Source organism: Bradyrhizobium sp. 157, from assembly GCF_023073815.1.
Taxonomy (GTDB): Bacteria; Pseudomonadota; Alphaproteobacteria; order Rhizobiales; family Xanthobacteraceae; genus Bradyrhizobium.
In genome coordinates this window covers 1-12226 of the sequence record NZ_JADPKF010000104.1, presented here as the reverse complement: position 1 = coordinate 12226, position 12226 = coordinate 1, and the positions used below count along the sequence as shown (strand labels likewise).

The 12226-nt window shown below is 59.1% G+C and carries 14 protein-coding genes, 3 pseudogenes and 1 riboswitch; of the genes and pseudogenes, 8 read left to right on the top strand and 9 right to left on the bottom strand.

The window, feature by feature from the left end; translation table 11 throughout:
- A pseudogene (locus IVA95_RS32785) lies at nucleotides 1-229 on the bottom strand (IS110 family transposase); the annotation flags it as partial.
- A 246-nt stretch (nucleotides 230-475) separates the two neighbouring features.
- Between IVA95_RS32785 and IVA95_RS32780 the strand changes: the two are divergent.
- The gene (locus IVA95_RS32780; protein ID WP_247514262.1) at nucleotides 476-667 is read left to right on the top strand and encodes a hypothetical protein; all 192 of its coding nucleotides are present in this window, start codon (nucleotides 476-478) and stop codon (nucleotides 665-667) included.
- 158 nt (nucleotides 668-825) lie between these two features.
- Here the strand turns inward: IVA95_RS32780 and IVA95_RS32775 are convergent, their stop codons facing one another.
- The 6 genes and pseudogenes from IVA95_RS32775 to IVA95_RS32750 all read right to left on the bottom strand — a co-directional run.
- A complete protein-coding gene (locus tag IVA95_RS32775) occupies nucleotides 826-1182 on the bottom strand; it encodes a hypothetical protein (RefSeq protein WP_247514261.1) in 357 nt (118 codons plus the stop codon).
- Nucleotides 1183-1227: 45 nt separating this feature from the next.
- Nucleotides 1228-1395 carry a hypothetical protein gene (locus IVA95_RS32770; protein ID WP_247514260.1) on the bottom strand — a complete coding sequence of 56 codons (168 nt, stop codon included), beginning with the start codon at nucleotides 1393-1395 and terminating at the stop codon, nucleotides 1228-1230.
- Nucleotides 1395-2315 carry a non-homologous end-joining DNA ligase gene (gene ligD, locus IVA95_RS32765; protein ID WP_247514259.1) on the bottom strand — a complete coding sequence of 307 codons (921 nt, stop codon included), beginning with the start codon at nucleotides 2313-2315 and terminating at the stop codon, nucleotides 1395-1397. The genes IVA95_RS32770 and ligD overlap by 1 nt, the downstream gene beginning before the upstream one ends.
- 577 nt (nucleotides 2316-2892) lie before the next feature.
- On the bottom strand, nucleotides 2893-3078 hold the full coding sequence (locus IVA95_RS32760; RefSeq protein ID WP_057843472.1) for a hypothetical protein: 186 nt from the start codon (nucleotides 3076-3078) through the stop codon (nucleotides 2893-2895).
- Between the two features lie 506 nt (nucleotides 3079-3584).
- Nucleotides 3585-3845 (bottom strand): hypothetical protein, encoded by a 261-nt coding sequence (locus IVA95_RS32755; RefSeq protein WP_247514258.1) that lies wholly within the window; start codon nucleotides 3843-3845, stop codon nucleotides 3585-3587.
- Nucleotides 3842-3943, bottom strand: a pseudogene (locus IVA95_RS32750) (SOS response-associated peptidase); the annotation flags it as partial. The gene IVA95_RS32755 and the pseudogene IVA95_RS32750, both read right to left, overlap by 4 nt.
- Nucleotides 3944-4021: 78 nt before the next feature.
- On the opposite strand from IVA95_RS32750, the gene IVA95_RS32745 reads away from it, so the two are divergent.
- On the top strand, nucleotides 4022-4261 hold the full coding sequence (locus IVA95_RS32745) for a helix-turn-helix transcriptional regulator (RefSeq protein ID WP_247514257.1): 240 nt from the start codon (nucleotides 4022-4024) through the stop codon (nucleotides 4259-4261).
- On the opposite strand, the pseudogene IVA95_RS32740 reads toward IVA95_RS32745, so the two are convergent.
- Nucleotides 4204-4410, bottom strand: a pseudogene (locus tag IVA95_RS32740) (hypothetical protein); the annotation flags it as partial. The gene IVA95_RS32745 and the pseudogene IVA95_RS32740 overlap by 58 nt on opposite strands.
- 476 nt (nucleotides 4411-4886) lie before the next feature.
- On the opposite strand from IVA95_RS32740, the gene IVA95_RS32730 reads away from it, so the two are divergent.
- Together IVA95_RS32730 and IVA95_RS32725 are read left to right on the top strand one after the other, a co-directional pair.
- The gene (locus tag IVA95_RS32730; protein WP_247514256.1) at nucleotides 4887-5285 is read left to right on the top strand and encodes a lactoylglutathione lyase; all 399 of its coding nucleotides are present in this window, start codon (nucleotides 4887-4889) and stop codon (nucleotides 5283-5285) included.
- Between the two features lie 966 nt (nucleotides 5286-6251).
- Nucleotides 6252-6686, top strand: coding sequence for a hypothetical protein (locus IVA95_RS32725; protein ID WP_247514255.1), 435 nt, complete (start codon nucleotides 6252-6254; stop codon nucleotides 6684-6686).
- Between the two features lie 92 nt (nucleotides 6687-6778).
- On the opposite strand, the gene IVA95_RS32720 is transcribed toward IVA95_RS32725, so the two are convergent.
- Nucleotides 6779-7357, bottom strand: a complete 579-nt coding sequence (locus IVA95_RS32720; protein WP_247514254.1) for a YdeI/OmpD-associated family protein — start codon at nucleotides 7355-7357, stop codon at nucleotides 6779-6781.
- 235 nt (nucleotides 7358-7592) lie between these two features.
- A riboswitch (TPP riboswitch) is annotated at nucleotides 7593-7685 on the top strand.
- Here IVA95_RS32720 and IVA95_RS32715 point away from each other — a divergent pair.
- The 4 genes from IVA95_RS32715 to coaA all read left to right on the top strand — a co-directional run bounded on the left by IVA95_RS32715 (nucleotide 7676) and on the right by coaA (nucleotide 11938).
- On the top strand, nucleotides 7676-8347 hold the full coding sequence (locus tag IVA95_RS32715) for a class I SAM-dependent methyltransferase (protein WP_247514253.1): 672 nt from the start codon (nucleotides 7676-7678) through the stop codon (nucleotides 8345-8347). Its footprint overlaps the riboswitch before it by 10 nt.
- 339 nt (nucleotides 8348-8686) lie before the next feature.
- Nucleotides 8687-9907 (top strand): MFS transporter, encoded by a 1221-nt coding sequence (locus IVA95_RS32710; protein ID WP_247514252.1) that lies wholly within the window; start codon nucleotides 8687-8689, stop codon nucleotides 9905-9907.
- Between the two features lie 275 nt (nucleotides 9908-10182).
- The gene (gene coaD / locus IVA95_RS32705) at nucleotides 10183-10734 is read left to right on the top strand and encodes a pantetheine-phosphate adenylyltransferase (RefSeq protein ID WP_247514251.1); all 552 of its coding nucleotides are present in this window, start codon (nucleotides 10183-10185) and stop codon (nucleotides 10732-10734) included.
- Between the two features lie 247 nt (nucleotides 10735-10981).
- Nucleotides 10982-11938, top strand: coding sequence for a type I pantothenate kinase (gene coaA / locus IVA95_RS32700; RefSeq protein ID WP_247514250.1), 957 nt, complete (start codon nucleotides 10982-10984; stop codon nucleotides 11936-11938).
- Nucleotides 11939-12226 lie beyond the last annotated feature (288 nt).

Genomic DNA, 12226 nt, shown 5'->3' with positions numbered 1-12226 from the left:
GCGGCTGGTGACCCAGTTGACGCAGCGCCCGACTGACAAAATGGGCGCTGAGGCACGCCTCCATGCCGACGATGCTCGGAGGCAGCTTTTTAAAGATCGCAACGAGCGCCAGCCGCTTGATCTTACAACGAAAAGCAATCTTGCCGTTCGTGCCAAAGCCAACGACGTGGAAGACGTCCTTGCCGATGTCGATGCCGATCGAGGCAAGGGCTGCAGTGGTGGTATCCATGGGCTGCTTCTCCTGGTGCTGCGGTGTAGTCTTTGCAGACTATCCCCGCCGGGGAAGCAGCCGGTCCATCCCATTAACGGACGTCTGCTGAATTCAGAAAAAAGGTTCTGGGTTTGCCAATATGTCCCAGGCGCGGCGGATGTGGGCGTCGTGGCCAGTTTGAAAGTGGCCTAATGTGAAAGTTGCAGACCGACAGTCGTTCCCGTGGTTTAATGCTGACATTGCGAAAAGCCAAAGGAGGATTAAGTGAAATCTCTACTTTCGATCATTGCTGCTGCTGCGCTCGTCTTTGCTTTTTCACCGGAGGTAAAGGCGCAGCAACCTACAAGCGGAGCGACGAAATCTGCCGCCGGCACCTGGCAGCCGAAGAAGGCGTCCTATGGAAAGCGGATGAGGACCAATTGCGGCGCCCGTGGAAAAATGTCCGGGGCCTGTTGAGCTAAGCGAATCGGAGGCCGCCTTAGTTGGCGGCCTCTTTCATTTCGATTGCCGCTTACTGGCACAGCACGTCATTTCGCTGCGATGCAGGATTTGCTCGCGATCGGAGCATAGCGGACTATGGCGAGCCGTCCGCCCGGCAGATGATGGGTTCACGCCTAGTGTTTGTCCGGTGCCGGGTCTGGTTTTTGGCCGTGCATATGCGCCATCACCTGGGCGAGGTCGCGCATATCGACCAGCGCGCCGCAGACGGGACAGTTTCCGAAATGCTCGGTCTCCGGCCGGTCCAGATCGTCCATATCGACGCCAGTGTAGCGCGGCAACTGCTGAGATCTTTCGATGTCCGCCTGAAATCCCTCGGGAAGATCCGGCGCAGTGGACTCATCGGGTCGATTGCAGACCGGGCATGGTGCTCCGGCAGCGCCGCAGGTACAGGCGCGCGCGCCTAACCACGGCTGGTCCGGATGCCCCTCGCAGACCCAATGACAGTTGTCGCAGCGGGCACACCACTTCATTGCAGGTCCTCCCTCTGGCCAACAGAAAGCCGCGCGGGATGTCCCTCATGATTCGCGCTTTTTCGGCTCCACTCCCAGCTCTCGACACTTCTTCCTAACCTCCTCAATATCGGCGCGATCGAGAACTTCCGCCGCTTCCTCATCTGAGAGGCCATCGATGATTGCCGCCTTGATGTCTTGGACTTCTGTCTCTGTCCAGTCGCCCTGCGCCATCACAAATCCTCCCGAAGCCCCTTGAAGAATGGATGGCGGACCTTTCCCTCAGCAGATTTTGCTCTGTACTCGATCTCGGCGAGCAGCTCCGGCTCCACCCAGATGCCCTTGTGAGCGATCCGCTTGGTGTAGGGCTGAGTTTTGCGGATCAGCGGCGTCAGGCGTTTGCGGAGATCGGCGGCCGACACCTTATCGAAGCCGTGGTCGACCTTGCCGGCATAGATCAGGTCATCGCCCCTGCGGCGGCCGACATAGATGCCGTCCCAATCGTTGCCGTCAAGAGCAAAGCCCGCGATGGTTAGCGTCTCGCGCTGGGCGCAGGTTTTCTTGACCCAATCCCGGCCGCGCCCCGAGGGGTAGCGGCTGTCGCGGACCTTGGAAACGACGCCTTCAAGCCCGACCTTGCAGGCGTGGGCAAACATCTCCTTGCCGTCGATCTCAAAGCTTTCGCTGAACTGGATCGCAGTCCTCTCAATCAGCTTTTTCAGATGCGCCTTGCGCTCGATCAGCGGCACTTTTCGCAGATCCTGGCCGTTGAGGTAGAGCAGGTCGAAGGCGATCATCACCAGCCAGGTGGACTTGCCGCGCAATTCGTTCTGCAGCACGGAAAAGTCCGTCGTGCCGTCGGCGCCGGGCACCACGACCTCGCCGTCGATAATCGCGCTACCGGCGTTAATCAGGTACGCGTCGGCTGCGACCTTGCTAAAGCGCGTGGTCCAGTCATTGCCGCGGCGGGTGAGGATCTTGATGGCGTCGTTACGGATGTGGAGCTGGACGCGGTAGCCATCGAACTTGATCTCGTGGATCCATCTATCGCCGGACGGCACTTTCTCGATCGACGTCGCCAGCGCGGGCTCGATAAATCCCGGGAAAGGCGCCTTCACGCCGATCGCCGCCGCCTTCTTGCGCTGAAACGACACAACAAAACTCCACGCCACCAAAGCTGATTCAAACTGGCACAGGTCGAAACGTTCCGACCGGGAAAAACTGGAACTCGCCGCATCATGACGCGCTGCCACGCGTGACAGGAGGTATTGCAGGATGGCGTTCCTAATATCCGAGCCGACGCGCTGCCCGCTTGCGGCTGCAAGATGTTGCCGGATTGCACCGGTGCCATTGAAAATGCTTAGCCTTCCGTCTTCTGTTCAATATTGGGCAGACGTTGCCATTTATTCCCGCTGCTATCGGGCGGCCAGATCGGTACCCACTACCCTGTCTGGCTCTTGAAATGTGAATACTTTGATGGCCTCGGCGCACGGCTCGCGTCGGGGCCATTTTTATGGCCCCAACGACTTACAAGAGGAATTTGACTCCGATCACCTTTCCCATACGCCAAATAGCTATGCACCTGATGCGGTCAGAGGCGACCACCAATGTAAATTGTGCCGGAAGCTCGATCGCGCTGACTAGCTCTAACGCCGCTCCAGTATCGGACCGGTTACGAATGAGACACGCAGTCGCGTGCCCGCTAAACTCAATGCTCGCTGTCTTCATATCTCAGGCTGACCACTTGTCTTCTTCGCGCCTGGCTTCGTCTTCGTTAAGGCGCTCTACGATTTCGGCAGCGACGGCGGGACTCTCCGCATCTGCGATGGGAGTACCGTCCTGCTTCTTTATCTTCTGACCTTCGACATCCACGGGAAAATCTTCGGGCCTTAGTGGCTTCTTTGAATTCGGTGTCATGTCCTTCCTCCCCGCGTTTCGTCGGGCGATTGCTGCTCTGGCTTAGGCTCAACGCGAGGAATGGTTCCTATGGCGCCGATATCGCGTCGACGCACTTTGTCGCAGCAAAAATAGGAACGAAGGTAGCGCCTGAAAAATTGCAAGTGCTTCCATGGTTGTAAGGAGGACGCCATGAAAGTATCAGCGATCGCGGTAGCATTGTTCTTTGCGCTCGGCTCAACGTTGGCTGTCGCCCAAGGTGCCGGAGGAGCCGGGGGCGCGGGCGGCGCGGGTGCGGGCGGCGCAGGTAGTGGAGGCGCCGGTGCCGGCGGCGCAGGTAGCGCCAGTGGCGACGGGGCAGGTGCCGCCGGCGCAGGGGGTCCACCCGCACCAACAGTTGGCACATCCCGTAGCCCTGCCGACGTAAGCACGCCAGACCAAGAAACGAAGAGGAAGCAAAAGTAAATCGGCCGGCTTTCCCGACCAAAAACGTCTCAACCGTTGAAGGGTGGCACCGGACTAGTGCGTCAGGCGAACAGCTCGGCGCCGGCGGGCGTGAAGGTGACGAAAGTCCCTGACTCATGCAGCGTGAGCCAGCGGCGGTCGATCGCGAGCTTGAGGCCAGCGCCGTACTCAGCCGGGCTGCCGCCATCTCGAAACAGAAACGGCTCATTGACCTTCTCAATGTGGATGCGGCCCTGCAGTAGCTCGACGGCGTTGGCGATCTCGAGGATCCGGCGCGCCGCCTTTTCGGGCTCGGCGTAGGGGCGGGTGGCGGCGTATTTCATGCGGCGGCTTTGTCTTCCTTTTCTGCTCCTCGAGCGACGATCCTGATCGCATTGTCCGGCAAGGGCCGCTGCAGCGCCTTGGCCTCATCCCACGGCGCGCATCCTTTGGCGCGGGAAAGTCTGCCGTCTCCTAACATTTTGGTGTAGGCTACAGTCGGACAGAGGGAAGCGCGGCGATGCCTAAAGAGAATTACGCTGCCAAGCAGCAACGGATCGGCGAGCGCCTGACGCGTGCGATGGCCAAGGCCCACATGGATCGCCGCGAGCTTGCCGAACTGACGGGCTACAGTGAGGCACAGATCGTGAGCTGGGAGCGCGGGCGCGCGCGGCTGTACCCGATCGAGCTGATAAAGCTGTGTCATGCGCTCGACGTGATGCCGGAGTGGCTGCTGTGCTGGGAGCGCCGCCTCCATTGATCAGCAGCGCCAGCGTTTTCCACCGTTATCCGCCATGCTGCAGCCCTGTCTTCCTTGTCCCCGCCGCGCATCACCGACGTGAGCGCATCGTCCGGCAACGGCCGCTGCAGCGCTTTGGCCTCATCCCACGGGGCGCGCGTCCAAACATCGCAACGGTGGTTACGGCTGGAGATCGAATATTACCGATGCAAGACACGAGCAAGCATGCCGCTGGATGCGATTCGCAGGGCGCTCGACACGCCGATCTGGAAGCTAGAGCGGTCGTTCCGATGCCGATCCTGCGGCAGGCGCCGTTACAGCCGCCCGTTCGCACGATCAAGTTGACCGAGCAGGGGGAGATTGCGCCGTACAAGTGGGTGCATCCTGATGAAGAGCGTTGAGGCCGTGTCGTAACGAAAGCGGACATCGGCGTCGGTGCTTTGCCTGTCCGCTAATGACCCCTGAACCGACCTCGCGCTGCTTTGGCTTAGGTGCAAAATTCAAGCCATCTTGACCATTAGAATTGCAGAAAACGCAACAACACTCGATGTCGGTTCGGCGGGCTTTCAATCGACTTTAAGCAGGGACTAGCGCCCTTTGTGCCACTCGCTGGAGATTGGCATCCCAACAGGTAAAGGAAAGAGTGATGAGCAAGATGATTTTTGTGAGCCTGCCGGTCACCGACCTCGAGGCGTCCATGGCTTTCTACGAAGCCATCGGTTTCAAGAACAATCCTCAGTTCACCGACGAGACGGCTGCGTGCATGGTGTGGAGTGAAGCGATCAACTTCATGCTGCTCACCCATGCCAAATGGCGCACCTTTACAAGCCGCCCCATCCCACCAAAAACGTCGAGCGAAGTGATGCTTGCTCTGTCGTGCGACAGCCGCGACGCTGTCGATGCGATGAACGGCGCAGCCGCCGCAAATGGCGGCACCGCCGACATCAATCCAATAGAAGACCATGGCTTCATGTACACCCGCGACCTCGCTGATCCCGACTGCCATGCTTTGGGAGCGATGTGGATGGGCGACAAGGTGGGCTGACCGAGCTCACCCGATCCGCCTCTCAAAAGACCTGCGGCCCGGTGTGCAGAAATCAACAATTCTGCACCGAAAATTCGATCCATCAGTTCTAACGGGTTAGCCCGTGCAGAAATTAGGTGTAAGTCGCCGCCATGTCGCATGTTGGCACGAAACAGACCTGTCTACCGGCGCTGACAATGTCCGTTGCTCGGGGTAGACCGGAAGTGGCTGGGCGAACGTCAAAACGACGCGATTGACCCCAGGCCGACATCCCACGAACAAAGACCCTTTTCCCGTGTGCCCTGGGTGGACAGGCGCGCTCGCAATGCGCGCCTCTGTGTCCCAATTCCCACACTGCGACTAAAAGAGGCTCTGTTTGTTTCTTTTCGAACAGACAGGCCAAGTCCGTTCCGTCCAGCCTGCATGACTGGATTGGAAACGGTCATCGGTTGGGGAGGCGAAAATCGAACGTTCCCCGATAACTGACATGCCGCGCGATAGATATTTCGAGCGGTGCAAGCAACGGGCCTTCGATTGTCTCGACCGAGGCGATCTTAAAGACGCAGTCGCCTCGTTCGTCAGTAATTTGAACGCCAGTCCCCGATTGCGAATTGCCACACTACTTGGCAATGCTTGGCGTTTTGCTCCTAAGGGGGAACGATGCGCCCGGCTTGAGGACGCTGATCGAAGGAGTGAGGTGATGGTCCGATGATCAATACGCGGGGTATGAGGGAGCGCGACACGGCATCTCCTCCATCCAGATTTTTGGTTCGCCAGGGCGCCAAGGGCTGGATGTTTTACGATCGGCAACGTAGGGCGGGCAATGATTGGGACCAGTCTGGCGGTTGATCTGACGAAAGAGCAAGCCAACCGCATCGAGCGGATGCTGATGGTTGAGCAGGAAGGCAATCGTTCAAGTTGAGCGCGGCTCCCACGCGCACTCCCCGACACGCTGTGGTGCAATCGAGTGACCCGGTGGCTTTCATCATGATAAGAAATGCAGAACGGCAGGCGCACTGGCGCACCAAGCGGGACGCGGGGATCGAGACATTGCGTGCCGCAACCGACAAGGCGGAGCTGGCACTGGCACAGGCCGAGAACGACCTGTTGCGCCAGCGCGTACTCGACCTAGAGACGGCGCTTGCTCGCCGGGAGAGTGCCGCCAAGTCTGCCCAGACCAAGGCGATCAGCGAAATTGCCTGCCTCACGGAGAAGAACAACGAGCTGCAATCCCAACTTCGTCAAATGTGGGACTGGTACAACAACGAGATCGCAAACGTGGGCGGCCTGACCTTCAAGGCAAGCAGTCTGATCGCGAAGGCGCTGCATCCCGACGCCACGCCAAGCGAGGAGGTCAGGCTGGAAGCGTTCAAGGCGTTCTCGGCGTGGAAGGGCGACAGGGACGCGGCGCGACGGCGCTAGTTCGACCCGGCCCGGACGAAACTTTTGCTCCCACCCACGTTGACGGGTCCATCTGTACTCGAGGCGGCAGGCACGCCGCCCGCCTGCATGGGTCAGTGAAACTTCTCGCCACGATCCAGTTTCGCAACAATTTGCGCGATCCGTCTGGCGCGCGTCTCGGGCTTCTTCGCTGTATGAAGGCGATAGTAGATTGAATAGAGATTTCTGCGATCGAGCGTCGCGAAGAACGCTTTCGCCGCGGGCATATCCTCCAAGGCGTCGAGAAAGTCTTGCGGGATAGTCATGTCCGCTGAGCCCGCGTATGCGGTGTCCCATCGTCCATCCGACTTGGCCGCTTCGACCTGAGCCAATCCAGCGGGAAGCATCCGCCCTTCAGCGATCAGGGTTGTTGCATGACGGCAGTTCTTGGCCGACCAATTGGAATTCACCTTCCTCGGGGTAAGTCGTTGCAAGTACGACATGTCGTCAAAAGGTTTCATCTGGCCATCGATCCAACCGACGCGGATGGACTCAATAACGCAATCGTTCCACGTCACCGACGGCACGCCCGTGTCTGATTTGAAGATCCGCACCCAGAGTTCGGTCGCAGTGCCATGGTGCTTCTCAAGCCAGTCCCCAAGCTTGGATGCGCTCTTAAATGCCAACGGGGCTTGCTGCTTTTTGCGAACCATAGGCAACTCTACCACGTAGGCAGCAAAGCCTCCATCTGCGGACAACAAGCCCAGTGGCAAGCTCTCTTGGCTGAGGTCTGTTGTTGGCCCGTAGGTGAAGTGGCGGCACGTTGCATCGAGGTCCGCTCATGGACGTGTAGCAGACTAGGTTTGCTCACGGTGAGTTCTTCGCATTTAGACCCAAAACAGACATTTGATTGCGGTGCTTGACGGCGTCCCGTCGGCCTGAAACGCTTCGTGCGTCCGGGGTGCTTGCCGTGCGGGCTGAGATCACACCCGTTGAACCTGTGTGGGTAATGCCAACGAAGGGAGCAAGCGATGTCCGTTGTCGGCGATCAATATTTGCAGGATCTTCTTGATGTTCTTCATGCTAAGAGCGACGAGCAAGCTGCGTTGATCCGGGCATTCGAGGACCCGGACACCAATGAACATGCACCAAGCGTAGTAGAAATTAGAGCCTTTCGGAGCGATAAGCTTGTCGCGCTTGATCGCGATAAGGCAGAGTTTTGTTACCAGCTATGCCGCGCCAAAAAAGCCTCCACGATCATCGAGGTTGGTACATCGTATGGTGTGTCGACAATCTATCTTGCCGCAGCGGTGCGCGACAATGTTAGTCTATTCGGCGGGGAAGGAGTGGTGATCGGAACCGAGTATGAACCGAACAAAGCGGCCGCGGCACGGGCAAACTTTGCGCAGGCAGGCTTGGGGCGATTTATCAATCTCCGCGAAGGCGATCTTCGCGAGACCCTAAAGCAGATCGACAGGCCAATCGACTTCGTCCTCATGGACGTTTGGATCGCCATGGCACGCCCCGCAATAGAATTGATCGCGCCGCATCTTTCAGACGGTGCGGTTGTGGTGTGTGACAACACAAAAGATCATCGAGCGTCCTATGCAGATTATTTCGCGTTTCTTAATGATCCGGTCAACGGCTTCACCACAATGACATTGCCCTTCCAAGGCGGCTTGGAATTGTCGGTTCGGTGCTAAGCACGACGCCCCCTTCCTGAATGCCCGCTGTTGGCCTGTCTCCACCGTTCGTGAGGCGGGCAGAGCATCGCATCTCTGTCCGGGGGGCCGACATCATCGACCAAACGCACACCCGTTAGGCGCTGCCTCGCCGATCGTTGACACTCACAGAGCGAGTTTCTACACTGGGCGCAGATCATTGGAGATATTCGAGATGACGATCGCAACCGTCGTAGTAGGGCGCTGGCGCATGGACCGGTAACGGCACCAATGCCGGTACCCCGTGCGCCCCCGACAAGTTCGGGGGCTTTTTTTTTGAGCAAATTTCTGGCCGGCCTGTCAGATTGAGAAGAGGATACCATGCCTGGAAAAGCCGCAGACCCGCCGGCCCTGATGACCTTGATCGTGCTGAGCGGCCTGTCGGTGGTATCTCTCAACATGTTCCTGCCCTCATTGGCAAACATTGCCAGTGAGTTTCAGGCGGGCTATGCGCTCGTCAATCTGTGTATCGCCGGATATGCGGCCGTGAGCTGCGTGCTGCAGCTCGTGATGGGGCCGTTGTCGGATCGCGTGGGCAGGCGGCCTGTGATCCTTGCCGCCTTGCTGCTTTTCCTTGTCGCCTCGCTGGGCTGCCTGTTGACGTCCAACGTCTGGGTGTTTCTCACCTTCCGCCTGATGCAGGCGGTTATCGCCCCCGCCTACGCCGTTTCTGTTGCCATTATTCGGGATGTCTCCGCCGGCAGCAAAGCAGCGAGCTCCATCGGCTACGTGGCCATGACCTCGGCCATCGCTCCCATGCTGGCCCCGATGCTTGGTGGCGCGCTCGATGATCTGTACGGATGGAGGGCCAGTTTCTGGGCTTTTCTCGTCATGGGCGGCGCGACTCTCGCGCTGTGCTGGGTCGATCTGCGGGAGACCAACAAAACGCCCGCAGCTACGTTTACTCGGCAAGTTCGATCGTACGGGACGCTCGTGGGATCAGGGCGCTTTTGGGGTTACGCGCTGTGCATGACGTTTTCCAGGGGGGCGTTCTTCGTCTTCATTGGTGGAGCGTCGCTTGTCGCTGTCTCCACGTTCCGGATTTCCGCCGCACAGCTTGGTTTCTATATGGGAACCATCGCAGCCGGCTTTGTTCTCGGTAGTTTTCTGTGCGGCCGCTTCTCCGAACACTATGGGCTCACGACCATGATGCTGACGGGCGGATTGGTCGCATGTGCGGGCTTGATTCTGGGAATCCTGCTTTGCCTTTATAGCGTGGTGAGTTTGTCGATCTATTTCGGCGCCTGTGGTTGCGTTGGTCTCGGCAACGGGTTGGCGATCCCGAGCAGCAATGCGGGTGTCGTCTCGGTTCGGCCGGAAATGGCAGGCAGCGCGTCGGGACTGTCAGCTGCGTTGACGGTCGGCGGCGGGGCATTCCTGTCCGCGATCACGGGCATGGTTCTGACCGAAGCGAATGCCGCCCCAACCCTGTTGGCAATGATGCTGCTGTCCTCGGGAATGGGCTTGCTGGCAACGCTGTACGTCATGCGGCTCGACGCGCAAGAGAAACCGCTCGAGCGAGAGGGAGAAGTCGATGCTTGAAAGAATTTTTCCTGCTGGCACGAATGCAAAGTGGCGCGGCCTCCCTGATACTTCCGCTATTGGCCCGTAGGTGAAGTGGCGGCACGTAGCATTGAGGTCGGCTCATGGACGTGTAGCGGACTAGGTTTGCTCACGGTGAGTTCTTCGCATTTTGACCCGAAGCCGACATTCGGGGTCTCGCAAACCTGTCTGGCGAGTGGGTGGATACTTGTGTCTTCAGCCCACCTTGTGGAAAGGTCAGGTTCCGGGATCGTGAGCGGAGGCTGACAATTCACATGCGCAAAATCGGCAGGACTAAAGCCCTCTACGCGGGATCGTTCGATCCCATCACGCGCGGACATCTGGACATCATCGGGAAGGCGCTGAGGACCTTTGATGCTGTTCACGTCGCAATCGGAACTAACGTCAAGAAGCAGCGCACCTTCGGCGTCAAGGAAAGCCAGCGGTTCATTGTGCGGTCAATTTTGGAGCATTGGCCTGAGGCAATCGCCACCACTGACGCTGCGGCCTCGGGCGAATTGCTATTCGATGGCGCGCTGGAGGTCGGTGAGTTCACCAATCAGAGCCTGATAGCCTACGCCCGCAAGATCGACGCGACGCACATAGTGCGGGGGCTCCGCGAGGCCAGCGACTTCAACGAGGAGTTCAACCTTCACGGCGTGGCCGGGCGCATCGATGCCTCGATACTCATGGTGCATTTTATCTGCGAGGCCCAATTCCTGCACGTCTCATCGAGCACTGCCAAGGAGCTAGACGCTATGGGCGAAGGCATTGGATGGTTGGTCATGCCCAGCGTCGAAGCGGCGTTCGCCGCTCGTCGCGCATGAGCCGTTGCGACTTTCGACACGAACTCGACCCTTAGCTGACCTCAAGCGTTACCCTGCAGGAGGTCCCCAACCCTTTCGAGCCGCCTTACGGGATCGAGGGTCGCGGGCAGGTCGCCTGTTGACTCAAAGCGGACTATCGAGGCTGACAAGCATCATCGCAGCCGATAAGTTCGCTACGGGTATTAGGGGCCGGCACCTCGCTGAGGACGAATTGCCGGCTCACCTAATTCAGCAGCGAGACCGTGACATGGATATCCGCGCTCCCGACCAGAGATACAACCCCTACCGAATTTTTTCGCGCGAGCAGTGGGCGGCGTTGCGCGACGACACACCGATGACGCTGGAACCCGGCGAGTTCTCGCAGTTGCGTTCGATGCATGACCGCCTTGACCTCAAGGAGGTCGAGGAAATCTATCTGCCGCTCTCGCGCCTGTTGTCGATCTACGTCGATGCCGCGCATCGGCTCTATTACGCGCAGCGTCAGTTTCTCGGGATGCGCGACCGCAAGGTCCCCTACATCATCGGTATCGCTGGCTCGGCTGCGGTGGGCAAGTCGACCACCGCGCGCGTCCTGCAGGCGCTGCTCGCACGATGGTCGCCGCGACCCAAAGTCGATCTGGTGACAACCGATGGCTTTCTCTATCCCAAAGCGGTGCTGGAGCGTCGAGGGCTGATGCAGAAGAAGGGATTTCCGGAGAGCTACGATCGGGCGCGGTTGTTGTCGTTCCTAAGCGACATCAAAGCCGGACGAAGCCCCGTGCGGGCCCCGGTCTATTCGCATTTGACTTACGACATCGTTGCGAACCAGTGGCAGGACGTCGACCGGCCCGACATCCTCATTGTCGAGGGCATCAATGTCCTGCAGACCGCTCCGTTGCCGCGCGACGGCAAAGCAGTGCCCGTTGTCTCCGACTTTTTCGACTTCTCCATTTATATCGACGCGGACGTGTCGGTGATGCGCGATTGGTACGTGCAGCGCTTTCTGACCTTCCGCGACACCGCGTTCCACGATCCAAAGTCCCACTTCCACCGTTATTCGCTGCTGTCGGACGATGAAGCGGTCGCCACCGCAATGGCGATCTGGGAGCGCACCAATCTCGCCAATCTCGAGGAAAACATTCTGCCGACGCGGCCACGCGCGACACTGATCCTCACGAAGGGCGCCGATCACGTCATCGAGACGGTGGCGCTGCGACGGCTTTAGTGCCGAGGGTGCACGCTAAAGACGCCGAGGCTCTGCTCGGCCAGTCAGGTCCGCTGTTTTGGCCCATGAGGGAAGTGGCGGCACCTCTCATTGAGGTCAGCTTTCCGGGGGCATAGCGGACCTGCGTTTCGCAAGAGAGACTGTGCGCGGATTGCGGAAGTCGCTGATATGTATCCGGCCTGTTTGATCGGCTCGCGGGCCGTGGCCTTGATGGGAGTACGCACGCATCGTTGGTCTCATTAGCGGACAGGTTGGCGAGCAACCATTAGGGTCACCAGACTTCATCGA